At 52.3% G+C, this 22,431-nt stretch carries 21 protein-coding genes and 1 tRNA gene; 16 read left to right on the top strand and 6 right to left on the bottom strand.

What is annotated here, in order from left to right:
• Positions 1-6 precede the first annotated feature (6 nt).
• From TSP01S_RS06005 to TSP01S_RS05980, 6 genes are all read left to right on the top strand, one after another.
• On the top strand, positions 7-489 hold the full coding sequence (locus tag TSP01S_RS06005; protein WP_041077228.1) for a TRAP transporter small permease: 483 nt from the start codon (positions 7-9) through the stop codon (positions 487-489).
• A 1-nt stretch (position 490) separates the two neighbouring features.
• Positions 491-1,774, top strand: a complete 1,284-nt coding sequence (locus TSP01S_RS06000; protein ID WP_041077227.1) for a TRAP transporter large permease — start codon at positions 491-493, stop codon at positions 1,772-1,774.
• A gap of 13 nt (positions 1,775-1,787) precedes the next feature.
• Positions 1,788-2,549 (top strand): SDR family NAD(P)-dependent oxidoreductase, encoded by a 762-nt coding sequence (locus TSP01S_RS05995; protein WP_041077226.1) that lies wholly within the window; start codon positions 1,788-1,790, stop codon positions 2,547-2,549.
• A gap of 17 nt (positions 2,550-2,566) precedes the next feature.
• Positions 2,567-3,409, top strand: coding sequence for a MurR/RpiR family transcriptional regulator (locus TSP01S_RS05990; protein ID WP_041077225.1), 843 nt, complete (start codon positions 2,567-2,569; stop codon positions 3,407-3,409).
• 15 nt (positions 3,410-3,424) lie between these two features.
• The gene (locus tag TSP01S_RS05985; RefSeq protein ID WP_041077224.1) at positions 3,425-4,399 is read left to right on the top strand and encodes a phosphoglycerate dehydrogenase; all 975 of its coding nucleotides are present in this window, start codon (positions 3,425-3,427) and stop codon (positions 4,397-4,399) included.
• Between the two features lie 87 nt (positions 4,400-4,486).
• Positions 4,487-4,987 carry a hypothetical protein gene (locus TSP01S_RS05980; protein WP_041077223.1) on the top strand — a complete coding sequence of 167 codons (501 nt, stop codon included), beginning with the start codon at positions 4,487-4,489 and terminating at the stop codon, positions 4,985-4,987.
• Between the two features lie 78 nt (positions 4,988-5,065).
• Here TSP01S_RS05980 and TSP01S_RS05975 read toward each other — a convergent pair whose 3' ends face one another.
• Positions 5,066-5,731: an HAD family hydrolase gene (locus TSP01S_RS05975; RefSeq protein ID WP_231848527.1), complete on the bottom strand. Its 666-nt coding sequence runs from the start codon at positions 5,729-5,731 to the stop codon at positions 5,066-5,068.
• Positions 5,732-5,986: 255 nt separating this feature from the next.
• Here TSP01S_RS05975 and rsmH point away from each other — a divergent pair, with 255 nt between their 5' ends.
• The 8 genes from rsmH to TSP01S_RS05935 all read left to right on the top strand — a co-directional run bounded on the left by rsmH (position 5,987) and on the right by TSP01S_RS05935 (position 13,824).
• Positions 5,987-6,859, top strand: coding sequence for a 16S rRNA (cytosine(1402)-N(4))-methyltransferase RsmH (gene rsmH, locus TSP01S_RS05970; protein WP_041077222.1), 873 nt, complete (start codon positions 5,987-5,989; stop codon positions 6,857-6,859).
• A gap of 15 nt (positions 6,860-6,874) precedes the next feature.
• Positions 6,875-7,162 carry a DUF5408 family protein gene (locus TSP01S_RS05965; protein WP_041077221.1) on the top strand — a complete coding sequence of 96 codons (288 nt, stop codon included), beginning with the start codon at positions 6,875-6,877 and terminating at the stop codon, positions 7,160-7,162.
• Between the two features lie 64 nt (positions 7,163-7,226).
• Entirely contained in the window at positions 7,227-8,930 is a 1,704-nt protein-coding gene (locus TSP01S_RS05960; RefSeq protein WP_171816806.1) for a penicillin-binding protein, read from the top strand.
• 34 nt (positions 8,931-8,964) lie between these two features.
• Complete coding sequence (locus tag TSP01S_RS05955; protein WP_041077220.1) at positions 8,965-9,573, top strand: site-2 protease family protein; 609 nt, start codon at positions 8,965-8,967, stop codon at positions 9,571-9,573.
• Between the two features lie 15 nt (positions 9,574-9,588).
• A complete protein-coding gene (locus tag TSP01S_RS05950; RefSeq protein ID WP_041077219.1) occupies positions 9,589-10,080 on the top strand; it encodes a fumarate hydratase C-terminal domain-containing protein in 492 nt (163 codons plus the stop codon).
• Complete coding sequence (gene wecB / locus TSP01S_RS05945) at positions 10,077-11,156, top strand: non-hydrolyzing UDP-N-acetylglucosamine 2-epimerase (protein WP_041077218.1); 1,080 nt, start codon at positions 10,077-10,079, stop codon at positions 11,154-11,156. The genes TSP01S_RS05950 and wecB overlap by 4 nt, the downstream gene beginning before the upstream one ends.
• Positions 11,153-12,229, top strand: coding sequence for a Gfo/Idh/MocA family protein (locus TSP01S_RS05940; RefSeq protein ID WP_041077217.1), 1,077 nt, complete (start codon positions 11,153-11,155; stop codon positions 12,227-12,229). The genes wecB and TSP01S_RS05940 overlap by 4 nt, the downstream gene beginning before the upstream one ends.
• Positions 12,226-13,824, top strand: a complete 1,599-nt coding sequence (locus TSP01S_RS05935; protein ID WP_144380642.1) for a sensor domain-containing diguanylate cyclase — start codon at positions 12,226-12,228, stop codon at positions 13,822-13,824. Before TSP01S_RS05940 ends, TSP01S_RS05935 begins: the two co-directional genes overlap by 4 nt.
• On the opposite strand, the gene TSP01S_RS05930 is transcribed toward TSP01S_RS05935, so the two are convergent.
• Genes TSP01S_RS05930 through TSP01S_RS05910 form a run of 5 tightly spaced genes read right to left on the bottom strand, consistent with a single transcriptional unit; the run spans position 13,821 to position 21,239 of the window.
• Complete coding sequence (locus TSP01S_RS05930) at positions 13,821-16,331, bottom strand: ATP-binding protein (RefSeq protein ID WP_041077215.1); 2,511 nt, start codon at positions 16,329-16,331, stop codon at positions 13,821-13,823. The two genes, TSP01S_RS05935 and TSP01S_RS05930, sit on opposite strands and share 4 nt — an antisense overlap.
• A 9-nt stretch (positions 16,332-16,340) precedes the next feature.
• Positions 16,341-16,964, bottom strand: a complete 624-nt coding sequence (locus tag TSP01S_RS05925; RefSeq protein ID WP_041077214.1) for a hypothetical protein — start codon at positions 16,962-16,964, stop codon at positions 16,341-16,343.
• Positions 16,961-18,976, bottom strand: a complete 2,016-nt coding sequence (locus TSP01S_RS05920) for an alpha-amylase family glycosyl hydrolase (protein ID WP_231848526.1) — start codon at positions 18,974-18,976, stop codon at positions 16,961-16,963. Before TSP01S_RS05920 ends, TSP01S_RS05925 begins: the two co-directional genes overlap by 4 nt.
• A gap of 1 nt (position 18,977) precedes the next feature.
• The gene (locus TSP01S_RS05915; RefSeq protein WP_041077213.1) at positions 18,978-20,183 is read right to left on the bottom strand and encodes an adenosylhomocysteinase; all 1,206 of its coding nucleotides are present in this window, start codon (positions 20,181-20,183) and stop codon (positions 18,978-18,980) included.
• A 15-nt stretch (positions 20,184-20,198) separates the two neighbouring features.
• A complete protein-coding gene (locus tag TSP01S_RS05910) occupies positions 20,199-21,239 on the bottom strand; it encodes a DUF362 domain-containing protein (protein WP_082021656.1) in 1,041 nt (346 codons plus the stop codon).
• A gap of 92 nt (positions 21,240-21,331) precedes the next feature.
• Here TSP01S_RS05910 and TSP01S_RS05905 point away from each other — a divergent pair, with 92 nt between their 5' ends.
• Together TSP01S_RS05905 and TSP01S_RS05900 are read left to right on the top strand one after the other, a co-directional pair.
• Positions 21,332-22,243 carry an AEC family transporter gene (locus TSP01S_RS05905; protein ID WP_041077212.1) on the top strand — a complete coding sequence of 304 codons (912 nt, stop codon included), beginning with the start codon at positions 21,332-21,334 and terminating at the stop codon, positions 22,241-22,243.
• A 45-nt stretch (positions 22,244-22,288) separates the two neighbouring features.
• A tRNA-Leu gene (locus TSP01S_RS05900) sits at positions 22,289-22,379 on the top strand.
• The last annotated feature ends 52 nt before the right edge of the window (positions 22,380-22,431 follow it).

Raw genomic sequence — 22,431 nt, 5'->3', positions numbered from 1 at the left:
TAGACGGTGAAGAAGCTCGATGAATACCTTGTGAAATTCGAAAAGGTTGCGGCGAAATGGCTTTTGGTGGCGATGATAGTCATGGTGTTTGCTTCTGGTGTGGCAAGGTTTTTGAAGAATCCCATGAACTGGGCCGTCGATTTCAGTTCTTTCCTGTTTGCCTGGGCGTGTTTCTTCGCAATGGACGTTGCCTGGCGTGAAAACAAGATGATGTCCGTGGATCTTTTCGTGAAAAGGTTACCTGTCAAAGTTCAGAAAGTGATCAGAGTGATCGTGTTGCTCATAATTCTGGCCTTCTGCATCTACATGGTTGTCTGGGGCGCCCAACTGACATGGACACAGAGGTTCAGAAAATTTCAGGGAATGCCGAACTTCAGCTACGCCTGGGTGACACTCGCTGTTCCTGTCGGAGCGGCTCTTCTGGGAAGATCGACCTTGCAAAAAATATTGAGCGAGTTCAAAAATAGACCAGCCGGGGAGGCAAAATGACATGTTCTGGATGCTCGTGAGTTTCGTTGTCTTCATGCTTCTGGGTATGCCGGTTGCTTTCGCCATAGGTATAGCGGGCTTCATCTGGTTTTTGCAGCATCCGTATTTACCGATCACGATACCCATCCAGCAGGCTCTGTCACAGATCATCAATTTCACGCTCCTCGCGATACCCATGTTCATCATAGCCGGCAGCGTGATGAACTCCGCCGGTGTCACTCAAAGGTTGTTAGATTTCGCATCGTCACTTGTCGGCCACATGCGCGGGGGGCTCGGTCAGGTCTCGGCGGTTCTTTCAACACTGATGGGAGGCGTTTCGGGTTCGAGCATCGCCGACGCGGCTATGGAAACCAGGATGCTCGGCCCAGAGATGCTCAGGAGAGGTTACCCGAGAGGTTTCGCTGTAGCAGTGAACGTGTGGACGAGCCTGATCGTGCCAATAATACCACCCGGTATAGCCTTCATTCTCTACGGTACCATCGGCCAGGTTTCCATCGGGAGACTGTTCGCTGCCGGTATCATTCCAGGACTGCTACTGATGGTTGCGTACATGTTCGTCATATACTTCGTCGCGAGGCGACTGGGTCTTCGGCCCGAGAGAGAAAGGCGCGCTTCGGGCAGAGAGATAGCACATGCGTTGTCGAAGAGTATCTGGGCGTTGATATTCCCGGTGTTGCTCATACTGGGTTTGAGGACGGGCATCTTCACACCGTCCGAGGTTGGTTCCTTCGCCGTGATCTACGGTTTGATCGTAGGATTTCTGATACACAGAGAGATGAGCCTGAAACAATTCTTTTCTGAGACCCTGGAAAACGCTCTGGGAGATATTGGAGCAGTTTTAGCGATCCTCGCGATGTCGAACATCTTCAGTTACGGCATGGTGTGGGAAAGGGTACCTGAGACTCTGGCGAATTTCCTGCTCGGCATATCGAACAATCCGTATGTACTCATGATCATCATAATGATATTTCTCGTTTTCGCGGGCTTGTTCATCGATGCGACCGCACTCATTCTGATGACGACGGCGGTGCTTCTGCCGGTGGCGAGGAGGCTCGGAATCGATCCTGTACACTTCGGACTCGTATTCATTCTCTCCGCGGCGATGGGTAACCAGACGCCGCCAGTTGGAGCTTCGATGTACGCAGGTTGTAGCGTTCTTGGAGCGACTCTGGAGGAATACGTGAAGGCATCCTGGCCGTTCCTGATAGCGACCATCATCGTGATCCTTCTGGTCATCTTCTTCCCGCAGTTGTCGCTCTTGATACCAAAACTCATCTTTGGTTGAGGAGGGGTGAAGGATGAACTTTCAGGGTAAAGTCGTTTTGATCACCGGAGCTGGTTCCGGCATAGGAAGGAAAGCGGCAATCATGTTCGCAGAAAGGGGTGCCAAAGTCGCTGTTAATGATATATCTGCCGAGAAAGGAAACGAAACCGTGGAGATGATCAGAAAGAATGGAGGAACCGCCGTCTTTGTGCACGGCGATGTCTCAAAAGTTCCCGAAACCGAGAAAATAGTCAAACAGACCGTTGAAGCGTTCGGTCGCTTGGATATACTGGTGAACAACGCGGGCATCGTGCCTTCTGGAAAGATAGAAGACCTCACCGAAGAAGACTTCGAAAGAACCATGGCTGTCAACGTCAAAGGTCCCATGTTCTTGGCAAAGTATGCCGTGGCGGAGATGAAGAAGGTGGGTGGGGGCGTCATAGTGAACGTTTCGTCGGTGGCGGCGCTGAAAGGAATACCCAACAGGTGCGTCTACAGCGTCTCCAAGGCAGCACTGCTGGGCTTGACGAAGTCGCTCGCGATCGACTACGTCAAGGACAACATAAGGGTGAACGCGGTCTGTCCCGGCACGACTTACTCTCAGGGCCTCGCGGAAAGGGTCAGAGCATCCAAAGATCCTGACGCGGTGCTTGCAGAGATGATGGCGAGACAACCCGTAGGACGACTCGCAAAGGAGGAAGAGATCGCTTTTGCTATACTATTTGCAGCGTGCGATGAAGCAGCGTTCATGACAGGAAGCTACGTTGTGATAGACGGAGGTGCAACGACAGCCTGACGTTGGGGGGACGGTCCATGAGCGTCCTTCAGGCGATAAGAGAGAATTACAGGACTTTCACAAAAGCAGAACGAAAGATAGCGGACACAGTGCTCCAAAATCCCAGGACTGTCCTTGAGTGTTCGATAAGTGATTTGAGCCAGATTTCTGGGGTCAAGAGCGAAGCGTCCATCGTGAAGTTTTACAGGAAAATAGGTCTTACGAGCTTTCAACAGTTCAAGGTGCTGCTGGCTCAGGAACTCTCGCAGGCTCCCCTCGAGATAGTCTACGAAGACATCAGCGAAGGCGATGATACAAAAACGATAGCTCAGAAGATTTTCAAGGCAACGGTGCGTGCGATCCTCGACACGCTCGACACGGTTGACGTGGCAGGTTTGGAAAAAGCCGCCGATCTTTTTCTGAAGGCAAAGAGAATTCTTTTCTTTGGCTTTGCAGCTTCGGCAGCCGTCGCCTTCGATGCCTTTCACAAGTTCACCCGTCTCGGAAAGCACTGCCTCTTTTCTAACGACGAGCACATCATGGTCACACTGCTCGCGAACGCGAGTAAAGACGATCTCGTCGTCGCCATCTCGCACACGGGTGAAACCAAATCGATCGTCGCACTCTCGAAAAAAGCCATCGAGATGGGAATACCAGTCGTTGCAATAACGGGAAACAGCAAGTCGAGCCTTGCGAAACTCGCCACGGTCGTGCTCGTGACGAACACCAAGGAAACGAAGATCAGAACCGATGCGATGACGTCCCGAATAGTCCAGCTGGTGATACTGGACACGATATACACGTTGCTGGCCGTGAAGGATCCACAGGCCATAGAGAATCTGAAGAAGAGCAGGTTGGCCATATCCGAGTTGAAATACTGAAACGGGGGCGATCCGGTGAAAAAGATCCTGATCTTGGCAAGGACCTTTGGAAAGTACTCCGACGAACCTGTGAGGCTTTTGCAGGAAAACGGCTTTGAAATTGAAAGGAAGGAAAAGATAGAGCCAAACGATCTGAAGCATTTCGACGCGGTGATCGTGGGGCTACAGAAGATCACACGTGAAATGCTGGAGAATTCTAACGTAAAAATCATAGCAAAGCACGGCGTTGGGGTTGACAACATAGACCTCGACGCGGCGACTGAATTTGGAATCCCCGTAACGATAACACCGAACGCGAACGCCGTTTCTGTAGCGGAACTCACGATGACTTTTATCTTCGCCCTGTCCAAAAAACTTGTCGAGCTGCACAGGACCCTTTACGAGAAGCGTCAGTTCGTTTCGAGTGTCGGGGTCGAGCTTTTCGGTAAGACGCTCGGCATCGTCGGTTTCGGCTCGATCGGAAAGGAAGTTGCAAGGAGAGCGATCTGTCTCGGTATGCACGTTCTGGTTCACGATCCGTACGTTGAAGCGAACGCTCTGAAAGAGTTCGGGGTGGAAGGTGTAGAACTGGATGAACTGCTGAAACGCAGCGATTTTGTGAGCCTGCACGTGCCTTTGAATGAGAAGACGAGGCATTTGATCGATCGTGAGAAACTCTCACTGATGAGAAAGACCGCCTATCTCATAAACACGGCCCGTGGAGGGGTTGTGGACGAAAACGCTCTCGTTGAAGCCCTCAAGAGAGGTCAGATCGCTGGTGCCGCTCTGGACGTGTTCGATCTCGAACCCTTGCCACCCGACTCGCCCCTGTTCGACTGTCCCAATTTGATAATGACCCCGCACGTGGGCGCACACACCTACGAAGCGATCCTGCGCATGAACATGATGGCTGCCGGATCGATCATCGACTTTTTCAACGGCAGGGTACCGAAACACGTCGTGAACAGTGAAGTGATTGAAAGGTTGCTCGAGAAGGGTTTTAAGAAATAGCTTGACCGTTCTCAGTCTGATCTCGCTTGACTCAGTTTTTGCAGGTGTTGTATAATGAACTGAACCAAATCCAAGGGGGGGATAGTTGTGAAGTACAGGTACGTCGTGCTCAGCATGGTTGCTCTCCTGATCGTGCTCACGCTCTCCGGCTGTGCGGATCTCTTCGGAACTTCTCCGACAGCGATGGCCAAAGATCTGATTTCCAAACTCTTCACAGCTCCAGCCACAGAACTTGTTTATGTTAAGCCTGCGACCGATACTGATCTGATCGACGAAGCAGCTGATATCGTGGATGTTCTCAGAGAAATCATGACCTATGCTCACACTGCCACACCGACTCTGAACGTTAAAGCTGTGACGGACTATTCAACCGATGCGAAGTGGCTACCTTACTTGATAACTGGCAAACCCGACTTCGTCGACAAGGTGTACATGGTCGAAATAGTTGCCAGCACGTCGGCGACTTCCATTTGCGTTACCTGGCCAATGATCACAGTGAAGGGTGTTGCAAACAAGGGATTCCTCTTCGCTGTGTATTACGAAGGGTCAGATACGAGAACTTATCCTTCACCGGTCATTCCCTTCTAAGACAACAGGCTCAAAGTTATCATCGTGGTCTTCGAAGCCCCCACGCGGGGGCTTTCGTTTTGAAGCGTACTTTTCGCATCATTCCTCACTCAACGATGACAATCTTTCCGCAAGGTCCTGAACGTTAACGAACAGAACCGAGCGAATGCCAATCTGTTGTGCGGCCGCGACGTTCTCAGGCGTGTCATCCACGAAGATCGTTTCTTCAGGCTCCACCCTTTCATTCTCGAGAATGTACAGGAAGAACTCAACGTCTGGTTTCACAAAGCCTATCTGATGCGACGTATACACCTGATCAAACACGCTGTAATGACCCTGTGCGATGTGAATTTGATAGTGTGGTTCTATCGTGTTCGTACCCGCAACCACTCTGTATTTTGCTCTCAGTCTCTTGATCAAATCGATCACTTCATGTCTGAGCACGGGCCTGAAAAACCTGACCCACAGATCTTCATCGATGCGCCTGCCAGAGATTTTCGAAAAATTCAACCAGAACTGCACAGAGTTGATCTTTCCAGTCTGAAGTTCTCTCAGACCAGCGAGTCGTGCCAGCGTCAGAAATTCTTCCCGGCTCAAACTGAGATACTCCGCGATCGCATTAGCCACAGACGTTCCATCGCACAGCACTCCGCCAACATCGAAGATGAAAAGTTTCAACTTGGTCATGGTTCTCTTCCCTTCGAAACGATGCACAGCAGAACAGTCCTCAGTTTCGACCTCCGGTTGAGCTCTGCGAGAACGCACAGTTTATTTTACTCCTTTCACGTCCATGTGCCTGTTGGTGCGAGAACCGCGGCCGTTTCTTTTTAACAGTCTGGCAGGTTGGTGAGAGGTACACAGGTTTCGATCGAAAATTGTAAACATGAGATTACCTTTACGGTGGGTTAAGGAACTCAACGTCTAAAGAGCTTTTTCGTTTTATTCAAAACGAACGATGCAGTTTGCTTTTCTAAAGATTTTAGCCATATAATACAGCAGAAAGTCAGCGGAGCGAATCGGATGAACGTTGTTCATGTTCCTGTACTCGTTAACGAGATCGTTGAGTTTTTCAAACACATTCACGGTGTGTTTCTCGACTGTACCGTGGGACTGGGTGGACACGCCGAAGCCGTTCTGACCAGAATCGACAACAGCGTCGTAATAGGACTGGACATCGACGATGAGGCTCTGGATTTTGCAAAGAAAAGGCTCGAACGTTTCATCGAAGAAGGTCGTGCCAAACTGTTGAAAAGTTCCTACGTGGACGCAGCCAGAGTTCTGAAAGAACTTGGAATCTCGCAAGTCGATGCAATCTTGATGGATCTTGGAGTTTCATCGATGCAACTGGAGAAAGCGGAGCGAGGTTTCTCTTTCAACAGAGACGGTCCACTCGACATGAGAATGGACAGGCAGCAGACTCTGACAGCGTACGATGTAGTGAACTTCTGGGACGAAGAGGCTCTCAGAAAAATAATCTTCGAATACGGTGAAGAGAAAAGGTACGCCCGGCGTATCGCCAGGTTCATAGTTCGGAACAGACCCATAGAGACCACAAAGCAGCTGGTGGAAGTTCTGGCGAAAGCGATTCCGGACAAATACGCTCGAAAAAGACATTTCGCAACGCGTGTGTTCCAAGCGATAAGGATCGTGGTCAACAATGAACTTGAAAATCTCAAAAAATTTCTCGCCCAGGTTCCAGGGATGTTGCGACCGGGCGGCAGGATTGCAGTCATATCGTTCCATTCGCTGGAAGACAGGATCGTCAAGGAGTTTTTCAGAACCTGTTCTGAACTAAAGCAGTTAACGAAGAAGCCGATAACACCTGAGGAAGCCGAGATAAGACTGAATCCGAGAGCCAGGAGCGCGAAATTGAGGGTAGCGGAGCGGGTGTGAGAGGAGGGGGGAAGGTTGACCCCTGTAAAGTCCATAGCGAAGCGGAGGAGTCACTCGGTTGAACGGGTTCTTTCGCTGTTCCTCGTGAGGATCGCCCTCGTGATGGTATTCCTCGCAGTGCTGGTAGTATCCATCTTTCCACTGGTGAGGTTGATGCAGTCAACGGCGAACCTATCGAGAGAAAACAAAGTTCTGCAGACGCGCATCGTTGAGCTCGAGCAACAGATTCGCCAGCTCAAGTTGGAACAAACGCTGTTGATGTCCTCACGAGAGGTGATCAGCCCAGGTTCTAATGAACAGTAAGCTGATCTCGAGCCGATTGAAATTCCTGACTTTTGCCTTCCTGTGTTTCTCGGTGGGCGCGATTGTGTTGCTCTCACTGAGAAGCTTCAACGTGACCGTCGGACCCCTCTGGACGATCCGCATACCCGCCTCGAGAGGTAAGATCCTGGACGCACAGGGCAGACTCTGCGCGTACGACGAGTTTGTGAACGTGGCGTACCTCGATCTCGACTACGTGAGAAACAGCAATTCCGACAGACTCAAACCGTACCTTGGTCTTCTCCTGAGGAACTTCAAAATCGAGAAAACTGCCGAAGAGATCCTGTCATCGAGAAACAGGTTCCTCAGACTCGGTGAAGGCCCTTCGAGAGATGATATCCTCAAGCTCGTTCCCACCGAGATGCTGCCTTTCGTTTCCATAGAACTCGAAGCACGAAGGAAGCGCTTCACCCAATTCGGCATGGATAAGATCTTGGGGCTGGTAATCGCCGATCGTGCAGTTGGTGGCGTGGAAGAGGCGCTGGACGCGCAGCTGAGAGGCAAAAGAGATGGGAAGGCCTTTCTAAAGTTTTCTGGATTTGTGAACCTGTTGCCAGAGCTCGTATTTCTGAGAGATCCTGTGGACGGAAAAGATGTTCGATTGACCATAGACCTCGACTTACAGCGCATATGTTATGAGGAGATCGTGAAAGCCAAAGAACAGAACCGCGCGGTCGGCGCGGGAGCCATAGTGATGGAAACCAAGACTGGCAAGATCAGGGCCATGGTCACCACGAGGAACTGGAACGACACGGTGCTGGGTTACATCGAACCGGGTTCGGCCTTGAAGCCCATAGTGTACGCGATCGCCATCGAGAGTGGCGTTCTCAAAGGGAATGAAGTCTTTCAATGTACAGGACAGATAAAACCCGTTCCGGAACTGGACATAACTGTGAGGGACATCGACGCACACGGCACCGTGGATGTGAAAGAAGCGCTCGTTCACTCCTGCAACAGCGCGACGATCATGATCGCCAGGCTGATCAAAGAAGAAATCGGAGAGGAAGCCTACTACGAGTGGTTGAAAAAGTTCGGCTTTGGAGAGAAAACGGGTGTGGAGATCGCAGGAGAAATATCCGGAGTGCTGAGGAAACCCAGTCAATGGTCGAAGATAGATTTCGCGATGATCAGCATCGGGCATGGTATCGGAACACCTCCTCTGCAATTCCTGGCGGCATTCAACACGCTGGCCAACTCTGGAAAATACGTCAGGCCGACGATCGTTGAAGAAAGTACACCAGTGGAAAAGCGCGTTCTGAGTGAAGAAACGAGCAGGTTCGTACGCGAAGCACTGCAGGCAGTCGTGAGCCAGGGGACGGGAAAAAAGGCGAACGTCCTGGGAGTGAACGTCGCTGGTAAGACCGGAACGGCGCAGAAGCTGGCCGATGGCAAGGATAGATATTTTTCGATCTTCGTTGGCTACTTCCCCTCTGAAGATCCCCTCTACACGATCATGGTGTACGTGGACGAACCGTCGGCGGGGGCGTACCTCGCTGGAGAGGTCGCCGCACCGATCTTCGCGTCGATAGTGAAAAGGTTGATTCAATTGCGAAAAGAGCATCCGCTGAGCGTGACGACGCATGCGATGCCGGATCTTCGCGGACTGACCCTGCGCGATGCACTCTTGATACTCCAGCAACTTGGAATCTCTGACGTGAGGATCGAAGGGGTGGGGAAAGTCAGCGAGCAGTATCCAGAGCCCGGTGCCATCGATTTCAAAGGCAAGACGGTCTTTCTGAAACTACAATGATACCCTCACATGATAGAATCTTAGGCGAGGTGCCATGGTGACGTTGTCATCGTTGTTGGAACAGATCGTTACAGGGTTCGTGGCTGTAATTCTCACAGTTGTGCCACGCGAATATTTCAAGGCCCGGCTGGCGGTCAGGCTCGGCGATCAAACACCTCAAAAGGTCGGCCGAACCAGCCTCAATCCCTTCGTGCACCTGGATCCGATCGGGACGGTTGCCTTCATCTTCCTGAACTTCGGCTGGTCTCGACCCGTTCCGATCAGGCCCTGGAACTTGAAGAAAGGCAAGAAACACTTTCTTCTGGTTTCGTCGATTGGTCCCGCGACAGGTATGGTCTGCTTTCTTTTTTATGGAATTCTGGCACGCTCTTTGAGCAACTTCGAACTCGCCTTCGAGACTTTCAGCAAGGCTGCGAGGTTCAGTCTCACCTACGCCCTTTTTTCTCTCTTTCCCATACCACCCCTCGACGGTTCCCGCATCCTCGGAGCGCTGCTCCCCGAAGGTTACACGGAGTGGTACATGAAGTACGAAGTTTACGGGGTGCTCTTCATGCTGGCACTTCTGTTCCTCTGGATCATGCCGTTGATAATGAACCCATTCATCCATTTCATAGAGAAATTGACGATACTTCTGACAGGTTGAAAGGAGCAGTGCGAAATGCTGTTCATGAAATATCCCGTGTCGCTGAACGTCGTCAGAAAGCTGAAAGTATCGGATTCCATCGTTTTCACTGGAAGGTTCGTTCTCCTGAGCGATACGGCCTTCCAGAGGATCATCAACTACGAGCGTGCCGAGGGTCTGGTACCGGATTTCATCAAGAACGAGCTCGTATGCTTCGGAAGGATCGAAAACAATTTTGTGAAGCCGATCCCGTCAAAGAAATTCGAAAATTTCCTTGAGAAGGCGTTCCTGTACGGTGTGGTTTCCGTGATAGCCTTCGACACCAGTCTGGATGAAAGCACTTTCAAAAGGTTTTCCCGTGTGCTCTTCGTAGTCGAGTCCGAAGTCCGTCCCACATCGACGAGGATCCTCACCTACGCAGACCTGGGCGAAGATGCAGTGTACGAGATCGAGGTGGAAAGGTTGTTCATGCGCGTCGCCATAGACAGCAAGGGTAACAGGACGTCGCTGGAGGTCGAACAATCGTGAGGTACTGTTTCGTGTTCGGCACCCGTCCGGAGGTCATAAAGGTTGCCCCCGTCTACAAATTCTTCGTGGAGAAAGGCGAAGAGGCGTTCATAGTCGCGACGGCACAGCACAGGGAAATGATGGACATGATGATGAACGTTTTCAACATAGAGGCGAAGCACGATTTGAACATCATGACGCACGATCAGACTCTCGACAGCGTCGTCGCCAGCATCATGCAGAAACTGCCACCCATCCTGCAACGAGAAAAGCCGGAGGTGCTCTTCGTGCAGGGTGATACCACCACGGCGATGGCCTGCGCGATCTGTGCATTCCATTCGAAAGTCGAGGTTGCCCACATCGAGGCGGGCTTGAGGAGTCACGATCTTTACGATCCTTTCCCCGAAGAGATGAACAGAAGGGTCGTGGACGTCGTCAGCACTTATCTGTTCGCACCGACGACGAAGGCCAAGGAAAATCTGCTGAAGGAAGGCATCGAAGAACAACGCATCCACGTGGTCGGTAACAGCGTCGTCGATGCGCTGAACATGATAAGAAGCAGGTTCGAACTGTCTCGAATAAGATCGCAGATCGTGCCCTTCGACACTTACGTACTTCTGACTCTGCACAGGCGAGAGAACATAGGTGAGAAGATGGTTTCGATACTCTCCGGGATCGCGAAATTCGCGGAAGAAAGGAACGTTCCAGTGGTTCTGCCCGTCCACAAGAATCCCAACGTCAGAAAGATCGTTTTCGACACCGTGGGATCCAACCGGCATTTCTTCCTGATAGAACCGCTCGATTATATTTCCTTTCTGGCGTTGCTCGAAGGTTGCTGGTTCGTTGTGACCGACTCAGGTGGTGTGCAGGAAGAGGCACCGTCTTTCGGCAAGTTCGTCGTGGTCGCGAGAAAGACCACGGAGAGACCTGAACTCATAGAATCTGGTTTTGGAACATTGGCTGGCACTGACAAGGATTCGGTCTACAGTGCCATGGTGCTCGCGAGCGAGAAAAGATTGGATCCTTCTGAGAATCCATTCGGTGATGGGAAAACTTCTGAGCGGATCTGGAAGATCATGAGGGGTGTTCGGACGTGAAACTGAGGATGGCGCTGGTCGGCTGCGGCAGGATCTCTTCGAAGCACGTGGAAGCCATCGAGCGAAATCGTCATCTTCTGGAACCAGTCGCGGTGTGTGACATCGTTGAAGAGAGGGCACAGAGAACCGCAGACATTCTCGAACAGAAGCTCGGTGTGAAACCAGAAGTTTACACGAACTACGTTGACGTGCTGCGGCGCTCCGATGTGGACTTCGTTTCCATCGCCACACCGAGTGGTTTGCACCACGAAATGACGATGCAGGCGATGGAGTTCGGCAAGCACGTGCTGGTGGAAAAGCCTCTCGCCCTCGACACGAAACATTTGAGAGAGATCGTCGATACGTCCAAACGGAAGAAACTGAAGGTTGGGGTGTGCCACCAGAACAGGTTCAACCCACCAGTTCAAGAGCTCCGCAAGAAAATAGAAAGTGGAGCTTTCGGTAAGCTGTTTCACGGTGTCGTGAGCGTGCGCTGGAACAGGAACGAATCGTACTACAGACAGGACGCCTGGCGCGGAACCTGGGAACAGGACGGGGGCGTGCTCATGAACCAGTCGATCCACGGGATCGATCTGCTGCAGTGGATGCTGGGAGAGAAACCCAAACGCGTCTTCGGACTGATAAAGAATCTGAACCATCCTTACATCCCTGTGGAAGATCTGGCTGCGGGCATAGTCGAGTTCGAATCTGGTTGTGTGGGGATCGTAGAGGCCACGTCGAACGTGTTCGACAGGAACCTTGAGGAAGTTCTGACGATCTTCGGCGAGAGAGGCACAGTTAAGATAGGAGGACTCGCCGTCAACAGGATACTCGTATGGAGATTTCCAAACGAAGATTCACATCCCTTCATGAGCCTGCCAGATCCAGAGACGGTGTACGGCCATGGCCACGGGCCGCTGTACGAAGATTTCTGCAAGGCCATCGTAGAGGACAGAGAACCGTACATCGACGCAGAATCAGGTTCTAAAGCTGTACAGATCGTGCTGGCAATCTACAAATCCTCTCTGGAAAACAGGTGGGTCGAGTTCCCGTTCGACTTTTCCACCACAGAGATGAAGGAGTGGAGAGGTTGAAAAAATCGCTGCTTCTGATCGCTCTCGCAGCTCTGCTCACATACTTGCTCAAACCCTTCAGGTTCACCCTGCTCGATGCAGCCTTCCTCGTCTACAGCGTCGCGGTTTTCAACCTTCAAAAAAATCGACGAACGGCTGCGACTGGTCTCTTCGTTGCCCTGCCACACGCCGCGTTCGGTAACGGTAGCTTCACGCCATTGATCGTGGCGCTCGGATCTTCGTTGCGTTTTGAAAAGAGTACTTTCTCGAACAGGTTCCACGATTTTCTGAAGCGATACAGCATCTACGCCCTGGCCCACTTCTTGTCCAGCTTGGCAGGTAATGTTTTCTTTAAAACACTTCTGTTTAGCTCTACCGCTTTCCTTCTGACTGTGCTCGTAGAACTTGAAAAGTCACGCTGGTCCTTCATTGAAGATGTTCTGTTCGTCACCAGCCTGGTGTGTCTTTATATGTTCGCTCAGCAGCTTCAGAGCCTGTGGATCGTTCTGGCCTTCATGCTGAGCTTTCTGATTTACAACCTTCTACTCGGCTACAAATCCAAGGTGAAGGAACTGGAAAAGTTCCAGCAGACTTACACAGATTTCAGAAAGAAGCTCGCCACGGTGGTACAGCTGGTGAACCATCCTCCGAGTGCCTCGATCGCCGACACTCTGAGACATTTTGCCAAAGTCGTGAGCGACATCACAGGGTTCAGATACGTGTTGATCAGCGTTCTGAACAGAGAGCTCGGGGTGATCCAGCGCGTGGCGCACCATGGGATGAGCGAGGAAGAATTCTCAAGGCTGAAAGAAAACCCGCCACCGATCGAACATCTTCTGCGTTTCACACAGGAGCGGTTCAGGGTGAGCAACTCTTATTTCATACCCGAAGGCACGATCGAAGTGCCGTCGCAGTACAGCGCGGTATTGATCGACCGGGCAGCAGGTGACGAGCCTGACGCCTGGCGTCCCGAAGATTTTCTGATAGTCCCAATATACAGTCCCCTCGGGGAGATGGTCGGTTACATCAGCGTGGACGCGCCGGAGAGTGGAAAAAGGCCGCGGATCGAAGACGTTCAGCTGATGGAACTTGTAGCGAACCAGGTATACAAGCTCTTGGAAAGATCGGAACTGTATCGAGACATCGTCTCGAGACAATCCTACGATTCTCACACGCTCCTGCTGACGCACTCCGCTTTCCTCAGCTACGTCGATGCGGAGATCGCGAAGGGGAACCGTTTCGCCGTCGTGATCCTGGACGTGGACGATCTGTCTCTCATAAACCAGCGCTTCGGACACGAAGCGGGAGACCGTCTACTCGAAAAGATCGCGGACATACTGCGCACGAAAACGAGGAAAACCGACGTGGCTGCAAGGTTCGGTGGCGAAGAGTTCGCACTGCTTCTGAGGAACGTGACCAAGTCCAAGGCGATCGAGATCACCGACAGACTCCTTCAGGAAGTTCGCAGGATCGATTTCCAGACGAAGGTGTCGGTGAGCGCAGGCATCGCCATGTTTCCCGACCACGGTAGGACTTCACAGGAGCTCACAAAGGCAGCCCTTCAAGCGCTCCAGATCGCCAAGATTTCCGGAAAAGACAGGCTCATGGTCTTCTAAGTCGCGTTCAGTCGAGCCACGGGCTGCACGCCCAGAAGATCTATCAGCCTTCGATCGCTCGTCATTATCAGTACCTGTCGCGTCTGCGAAATTTCCTTCAGAAGTTCCGCGGCCACTTTCAGCCGTTCTTCGTCGAACCTTATCAGGAAGTTATCCACGATCAGGGGGAGGGGTTCAGAGAGCTCGAGCGTATCGTGAAGCGCCGTCTTGTAGGATAAGATCAACTGGTCGATCGTCGCCCTGCTCAGCACATCGGTGGAAAGATGCAGATCGTTCCCAGCCACGATCCTCACGGAGAGATCCTTATCCACAACCACGTTCTCTGCCAGCTTTGAGAACATCCTGAAAGTTGGCACGAAAAGGTTCGCAAACTTCTTCACATAAGATCCCGTCAATCTCTCAAGTTCGGAGTGCAGAAATTGCGAAAGTGATGGTAACCTTTCGAGCTTCATTTCAACGATTCGGCTCCGCAGTTCGATCAGCGATTTTTCCTTCAACAGCTCGACCACTCTCTCGAGCAACGTCCCTTCGTTCAGAGTCGACTCCAGTTCGCTGAGACGCGTTTGTAAACTTTCGATCTGCCTGTCCACATCTTTCGAGAGGTTTTCGAACCCGGCCTTTTCGTCCAAAAGGGTCGAAAGGGTCTGGTACTGTCTCAACAGACATTCGAAGTTGCGCTCTTGCAGGCACTGCTTCGTTCGTTCCAACTTCGATCTTTCGGCCTCGAACTCCTCAACGCGACGGTACCTTTCGTACGCCCCACTGACCTCCTCGAAGCTTTCCAGACCGAACCTTTCGAGCAGTTCTCTCAGTTCGCCTTCCAGCGACAGTTTCTGTCTCTGCAGATCTGAGAGTTCATCCTGCAGACGCTGTGAAACTTCCTTGAGCTGTGCTATCTTCAGGCTCTTGTCGTCGATCGAAGAAACGATTTCCTCGAGCCTGAGAATCACACTCGGGACGTCGGACAGTTCTTCTGCCCCGTATGGTCTGAGCTGTTCCAGCATGTTCTTCGTTTCCATTTCGAGTTCTTGTTTCAACCTTTCGAACCTGTCCTTTTCGCTGAGCCAGTCTCTGTAACGCTGGTAGAGCTGTCTCAGTTGCGATACGTCCTTGACGCCAAAGTTCGCGAGCAGTCTCTGCGTGGCTGAGCTTTTCCTTTTCTCTATCGCGCGCAGCTCCAGCTGGTACTTCAACATCTCTTCTTCGTCGCGTGACAGCTGCTTGTCCAACCTCCACACGTTCGTCAGGAAAATCAGAGTGATCGCACCGAGCCCTCCCGTGAGGAAGAACCACCAGCTCGCCACCACGAACCCGAGGATCGTCGAAGCCACAGCCGCTAAGGCGGAAACGATCGCGATGATGCGAGACCTGCTGATCTTCTTTCTACTCTCAGAGACGTTCTCTTCGAGCAGTTTCAACCTGCTCTGCAACCGCGCCTCTTCCTGTTCTTGAAAATTCACAGTTTCTTTCATCACTTCTTCCAGAAAATCTTCACGGAGTCCCTCGAACGCTTTCCAGGAAGCTTCGTACCTGGATTCGAATTCCTTCAACTTCTGGAAGTTCGATTCCAGAAGCCTGTACGTGAGACGCAGGTTCTTCAGTTTCAACTTGAACGTCTCGACGTCTTCACTTCTGATCGTGTGCATGAGTTCGTCACGCTGTTTCACCGTTTCTTCGAGCAATTTTGAGACTTCTTCGACTCTGCTCCGACGCTGTTCGATGATCGTGTTCAGTCGATCCAGCTGGGCTTTCACGTTCGAAATTTGCTCGTACTGCGCCCCGTTCAAAATCGTAAGCTTTTTCTCTCTTTCGAGTGTTTGAAGAACTTCTCTCAATCTTCGATCGAGTTCTTCGAGTCGTTGTCTCAGGAATTCTTCGATCTTTTCGTTCAGCCTCGCGATCTGAGCCTGCAACTTGGTCTTCTCTTCCTGAAGCAACGAAAGCTCCTGCTTGAGCCTGGAAATTTCCACGAAATTAGAAAACTGCTGTTTTCTCGCCCGGTAGAATGCTTCGATCTGCTCGTCGAGCCGGTTCAGTTGCTCCTCGAGCTGTTTCCTTTGAGAGAGGAGTTCTTCCGCGTAGCGCGGAATCTTCTTCAGGGCATCCTCGATCAGCTGAGCTTCTTCCACGCGCTGAAGGTTGCTCTTCATCCGTGCGATGAGGTGATCCTCTGCCTTTCTGAGTGTCAGATCTTCTTCATCGCTCAGGAAGATCAGACTGTCTGCGAAGTTTCTTTCGAACGGCTTCTCACCAAAGGTGCTGAACAATTTGAGCTCTTTTCCTCCATGAAGAACAACGATCCCGCCGTCGAGTTCGGAACCATCCCAGGGTCGATACTTCTCCAATTCCTCTTCGGACAGACCGCAGATGCACGATCTGATGAAATTGTACAGCGTCGTTTTGCCGGACTCGTTTGGACCGTAGACGACGTTCAAACCTGGTTTCAGCTCGAGTTCGAATGACTTCAATTTTCCAAATCCTTTTATGTACAGCCTGCGGATGTGCACGGTCTCACTTCACCCCTGCAGATTCAAGGTTTCCACAAGCAGTGCCTTCAGCTTTTCCGGAGCCCTCTCGAACAGCTTCCTCACCGTCTCCTTTTCCACTGACCGGTAAGACTCAAGCACGTGGATCTGCAGCTGAGAGACCTGCTCGAGCCTTTCTTCCTGAACCGGTTCGAGCGTGTAAGCGATCTGTCCCTCCTCCGGCAAAGACAGCGTCTCTTTCTGGATTGGCCTGCAACCCTTCGTTGAAGCCCTCTTCAAAAGCAGTTGTCCATCTTCTTCTATGAGAAAAGATGGAAGCTCCGCCTCGACGGGATTGGAAGAGAAACTCATGAATTCGATCGTTAGCTCATCAAGCAGCGAAACGTGCGATGGGAGAGAAAATTGTTCCAGCGGAACGTTCTCGTCTTTCAGCCTGAACTTTCCCTTCCACGGCAGCAGGGACAGAATCTCGGCAACATGCTTCGGCAACGCGAGATCTCCGAACAGATTCACCATGAAAAATTCATCCGCATCCAGGCTGAGAAACTCGGCCAGTATGGACTTCTTCCTTTTCTGTACCTGGTCAAAATCGAGTGGAAAGCGCGCGTCGGCAGAATCGTACAGCTTCAGATTCAAAAGGTACGCTCTCTTCAACCTTCCTTCACCCCGAGCTTCAGAACGTAGAGTTTGAAACCGAGCGGTCCGAGCTGGCACGTTATCACGTCAGAGACCTTCTCCTGCTTCCAGCGATTTCCATCCCAGCTTGTGGCTTCGAGTACTTCGACCTTTCGACCACGCGTGTTTTCCAACAGCACATCCACGCTGCATTCACTCAGTTTCAAGTTGGCCAGCACGATCAGCGCGAGATCGTCCTTCCAGTAAGACGCGTTACAGACCGTTCCATCCTGCCAGCTCAAATAAACCGGTCTGTACTCTCCTTCGAGCAACACGTCCAGAAATCTGTTCCTTGTGCTGGAGAGCTCCGAGAGAAAATCGATGAGCTCCGTCTTCTTCCAGTGAAGAACGTAATGATCGAAGAACGCAAGCTTTCCCTGGAATTCATCGTCGCACTTCAGAGTGAACCTGCCACACGCATCGTTGTCGAGTCCGAGGTTCATGGGCTGGCTTTCTTCTATTTCCTGCCCACAGTTGATCGCGAAGATGCCGTTCCTCACGAACGCGCACAGGAACGGCAGAAGGTATTTGAGCCTCTGTCCCTCGTTCCTCGTGACGGTTCTGGGGGTGTCGGGAGTTTCGCAAGCCGCCAGGAACGGAAGCTGTATGCTGCCAGAAAGGTTCTGGAAGAATTCGTAGGTTTTGTCGGGGAACCTCGGGAGCATCCACCAGCTGTTTCCGACGATCGCATCGTAACCGGCCTGTTTCGCCTCGGTTGCCCTGTGCGGCTCGAGCTCTTCCGCGATGAAGACGAACGAAGGATCTACAGAACGTGCGTTGTCCATGATCATCTTCTGGAGTTCCTGCGGCAGCGCGTGGCCCATGTCCAGCCTCACGCCGTCGATTCCGTACTTCTTCTGGAACTGTGGCAGCACGGACGCTATGTATTCCCAGAGCTGGGCGTTCTTCACCTCTCCAGGGAAGCGGCTCGCCTTGATGACATCGAAGAGCACGTACGGTGGCTGGTCTTTCGAGACCTTTCCCTTCGCGGTGAGTGGATGGTCCAGATAGAGCCTGAAGAACGTCACGTCGTCCCAGGTGGGTTGTGGATCGTTGACCCAGTCGGAGAAGCCCGGCGCCGTTACGACTCCGAACTCTTTCGCGATCTGGTACATGAAATTCTCTTCCTCACAATGCTTCACGAAGTTTTCCCACTTCTGTGGATCGAGCCTGGAAGGGTCGAACGAGAACTTCTTCAGGTGCGTTCGAACCACTTCGAGATCGTACAGCTCCCTCATCTGCTCGAAGGTCGGCTGGCAGAAACCCAGATGCTCGATCTTGGGAGGTGCGTAACCTGCCAGTTCTTCGAGCTTGACCCAGTAGAACCAGTCTGGATGTTCGAGGATGAGGTTGCAATCGCGCGCGGCGGTTCTCGGGATGAAATCGAGGACCACCCTGATTTTGAGCATGTGGCAGGCCTGAACGAAGGCTGCGAACTCGTCCGAAACCTTCCAGCCGTCGAGCAAAGGATCGTGGTACCTTTCATCTATCTTCAAAAAGTCCTTCACCGCGTAAGGTGAACCGATCTCTCCCTTCTTGAACATCTCGCTCGACTGCGTGATCGGTAGCAAGTAGAGCACGTCGATTCCAAGCCTTTTGAGGTGTGGCAGCAGCAACGTCATCTTCAGAAACGTTCCACTCTCTCTGTATCCGAGCACATCGTCCTGCTCGAACCTGCCGAAGCCTTTGTGGTTGTACGCGCTGTTCGTGCGCACCAAACTGCTATAGAGAACTGCCCTTCTGACCCAGTTCCTGCCCGATTGGTTCTCCTGCAGGCTCAGAGATTTTCCCGCTTCCGCATCGACGAGTTTGTTCTGCTTGAGCCATTCTCTGAGTTCTGAGAAGAGCACCGCAGGATCGACGAACGCCCTGTCGTTCTCCATCCTGCGCGGTCCTGCGTACCAACCTTCGATCCACACGTTAGGCACGCAGTAATCGAGTTTTCCTCTCGAACGCACACTCGAGAGCATTTCGAAGATCACACCGATCACCTCAGTACTCTTCCAGATAGTTCTTCTGCTCTTCGGTGAGCGTGTCTATCTCGATACCCATGCTCGCCAGCTTGAGCCTGGCTATCTTCTCGTCGATGTGAGCAGGCACGGCGTACACTCCAGCGGGCAGCTCGTTCGTCGCGAGATGGATCAAAGACAGCGCCTGCACCGCGAAGGACAGATCCATTATCTCCGCGGGATGACCGTCCGCGGCCGCCAGGTTCACCAGCCTTCCCTGAGCGAGTAGATAGAGCGTTCTACCATCTGCGAGCCTGTAGGCTGTAACGTTGGGCCTCGCCTCGTACTTCTCCACGCACATTCTCTCCAGCGCTCTCACGTCCACCTCGACGTCGAAGTGCCCCGCGTTCGCCAAGATCGCACCGTCTTTCATCTGAAGGAATTCTTTTTCGCTTATCACCTTCGTGTTCCCCGTGGCCGTGATGAAGAAATCTCCAAGCTTCGCAGCCTGAGAGATCTTCATCACTTCAAAACCTTCCATGACCGCCTCAAGCGCCTTCACCGGATCCACTTCGGTGACGATGACCCTCGCCCCAAGCCCCCTGGCGCGCATCGCGATGCCTTTGCCACACCAGCCGTAACCGCACACCACGACGACCTTGCCGGCGATCGTCAGGTTCGTGTTCCTCATGATGCCGTCCCACGTGGACTGTCCCGTGCCGTAGCGGTTGTCGAACAGGTGCTTGGTGAACGCATCGTTCACGGCGATCACAGGAACTTTCAAAAGGTTTTTCCTGTGCAGAGCGCGCAGTCTTCTCACACCGGTCGTGGTCTCCTCCGTGACTCCGCGCAGGTTCTTCAAAGCTTCCTGGAGTTCCGTGTGTGCCATCACCGTCAGATCGGCACCGTCGTCCAGGATCAGGTGCGGTTGGGTCATCAACACCTTCTTCAAGTTCTCCACGTACACTCGCTCATCCTCGGTGCGTTTGGCGTACACCGTTAACCCTCTTTCTCTCAGCGCCTCCGCGACGTCGTCCTGCGTGCTCAAAGGATTGCTCCCGGTCACTATGACTTCCGCGCCAAGGTCTCTGAGCAGGAGTGCAAACCTCGCGGTCTTCGCCTCGAGGTGGATCGACATGCCTATGCGCAGACCCTTCAAAGGTTTCTTCGGTCCGTATTCCTCCTCGATCGATCTCAGTATCGGCATGAACCTGTAGACCCACTCGATCTTCACGTGTCCCGATTTCAAACTCGTTCACTCCTTTCAGAAGATGCGCCTCACCAGACTTATGGCTCCCTGTGGACACACCTCGTGGCACACGTAGCACTTTATGCATTTTTCATAATCGATCTTCAACCTGTCTATGTCTATCGCCTTCGCAGGGCATCTCTCTTCACATATTCTACAGCGAACACACTTCGTTCTGGAAATCCTGGGCGATCGGGCCAGACGCCTCGCGAGCGATCTGAGCGCCTCCGGGACCGGGAGTACGGGAGCGGTGACGGGAAGTTCGATGCGGGACGTCCAGTCTCCTTCAACATCGTGATCGACGATCAGACCCCTTTCGAGGGATTCACGCACGGTGTAGATGATCAGTGGATCAACGCTCATTCTCTTGCACAGCACAAAATCGAGTGTGAACCCGTCGGTGCTGAGCGCAATCACACCGAAACGTTTTATCTTTCCGTTCGCCGGGCCGTTGCCCTCCATCCCGACAACACCGTCGACGATGTTCAATGTGGGCTTGACCAGTTTGTGAATGTCGACGAGCAGCGCGGCGAAATTCTCGTTCGTTCCACACCTCATGTGCCATCCAGACTTCTCCAGACCCGGCACGCAACCGAAGGTGTTCTTGACCGCGAGCGTGAGCACCATCTGAGAATGGGTCTTCAGTTTGGCCACGTTCACGATCTTATCGACCTCGAAGATCCTCCTGTCGATGTTTATCTTCTTGTAGACCTCTCCGTTCACCGGAACCGGTTGATCGAGCTCGAAAATGGGCACGTCGAATTCTTCACACACGTCCTTCATTCCCGTCTTTTCAGCTATTCTTTGAAAGTTACCCGAAGCGGGGCTGTCCGCCACCATCGCGTTGCATCTGATCTCCTTGAGGAAGGATAGAACGGCTCTCACGATCGCCGGATGCGTTGTCACGGCTTCTTCCGGTCTTCGAGCCGAAAGCATGTTGGGTTTGACGAGCACGGTATCACCTGGTCTGAAAAGGTCCGCGAAATTTTTCAGAGCGTTCTTGAGGATCTGCGTGGCTTCTTCGTAAGAATCACAGCGAAGTAAACTTACTTTCATGACGGCCTCCCATCGTGAAAGTGTTGTTTCTTTCCCAATAAAGAGTGCTTTCTGTGCTCGATCTTAGTTTATCATCATTTTGAGGGATTCGGATGACGAACGTTGTGCTGAACCAGGTCTTAGCGATCTTCCTTCTGACAGCTTTCGGGTTCGCGCTGAAGAAAATCGATCTCCTCAGCGATGGATTCACCAAGAGCAGTTCCGATCTGATCATCTACGTCACACTGCCGGCGATGATAATAAGTTCGATGGACAGGGAATTCTCCAGGGACGTTGCCAGAACATCGCTTCAAATATTCCTCATGGGTGCCATCATGTACGCGTGTTCAACCCTGCTGGCTTTTCTGTTCGCCCGTTTCAGAAGGTTCGAAGAGCACCAGCGTGGCGTCTACATGTACATGATCATCTTCGGCAACGTTGGCTATCTGGGTTATCCAATCATGAACGCCATCTATGGGGATGTCGGAATCTTCTACAGTGCGGTGTTCAACATCTGGTTCAACGTTCTGACCTGGACACTCGGTGTGAGCATCTTGGCACGTGGCAGGCTCAACGTTCGAAACATGTTCATCAACCCTGGTCTGCTCTCGACACTCTTCGGCCTGTTCATATTCCTCACACCGCTCAGGTTGCCCGGCTTGATCAAATCTGTGCTCGACAGCGTCGGTTCGATGACCACCCCGCTCGCCATGTTTCTGGTCGGCGCGTTCCTGGCCGAAGCTAAGTTGAAGGATCTCGTCGCCCAGATGGACCTGTATCTGGCATCGATTCTGAAATTGATCGCAACACCTGCGCTTGTGTTTCTTCTGATCGAAAACTTCCATCTGCCAGAGATCGTGAAGGCTCTACCCATCCTGATGGCGGGTATGCCTTCGGGTGTGAACACCGCCGTTTTCGCGAAGATGTTCAACAGGGATTACAAACTCGCCGCCCAGGGCGTTGTGCTGTCCACGGCGCTCTCCATGATCAGCCTTCCGGTTCTGATACTGCTGACCATCAGATAGATTCACTTGAACCGGACAGGTGTGTGTGATAAAATTTCAGTGAGCGCCGAGGTGGCGGAACTGGCAGACGCGACTGACTCAAAATCAGTTGAGGGTTGACCCCCTCGTGCGGGTTCGACTCCCGCCCTCGGCACCAGACCCGCCAGGTGGCGGGTTTTTCGCTTTTTTCTTCCTGAGCCACACGTTCA

Origin of the sequence: Thermotoga caldifontis AZM44c09 (assembly GCF_000828655.1) — a bacterium.
Classification (GTDB): Bacteria; Thermotogota; Thermotogae; order Thermotogales; family DSM-5069; genus Pseudothermotoga_A; species Pseudothermotoga_A caldifontis.
The sequence above is the reverse complement of the archived record's forward strand: the minus strand, read 5'-3'. Positions and strand labels throughout refer to the sequence as shown.

What these genes read in the sequence shown, in the direction of transcription:
- TSP01S_RS05910 (WP_082021656.1), bottom strand. Translation starts at nt 21,239, where the DNA reads ATGAAAGTAAGTTTACTTCGCTGTGATTCTTACGAAGAAGCCACGCAG.
- rsmH (WP_041077222.1), top strand. Translation starts at nt 5,987, where the DNA reads ATGAACGTTGTTCATGTTCCTGTACTCGTTAACGAGATCGTTGAGTTT.
- TSP01S_RS05955 (WP_041077220.1), top strand. Translation starts at nt 8,965, where the DNA reads ATGGTGACGTTGTCATCGTTGTTGGAACAGATCGTTACAGGGTTCGTG.
- TSP01S_RS05950 (WP_041077219.1), top strand. Translation starts at nt 9,589, where the DNA reads ATGCTGTTCATGAAATATCCCGTGTCGCTGAACGTCGTCAGAAAGCTG.
- TSP01S_RS06000 (WP_041077227.1), top strand. Translation starts at nt 491, where the DNA reads ATGTTCTGGATGCTCGTGAGTTTCGTTGTCTTCATGCTTCTGGGTATG.
- TSP01S_RS05905 (WP_041077212.1), top strand. Translation starts at nt 21,332, where the DNA reads ATGACGAACGTTGTGCTGAACCAGGTCTTAGCGATCTTCCTTCTGACA.
- TSP01S_RS05990 (WP_041077225.1), top strand. Translation starts at nt 2,567, where the DNA reads ATGAGCGTCCTTCAGGCGATAAGAGAGAATTACAGGACTTTCACAAAA.
- TSP01S_RS05995 (WP_041077226.1), top strand. Translation starts at nt 1,788, where the DNA reads ATGAACTTTCAGGGTAAAGTCGTTTTGATCACCGGAGCTGGTTCCGGC.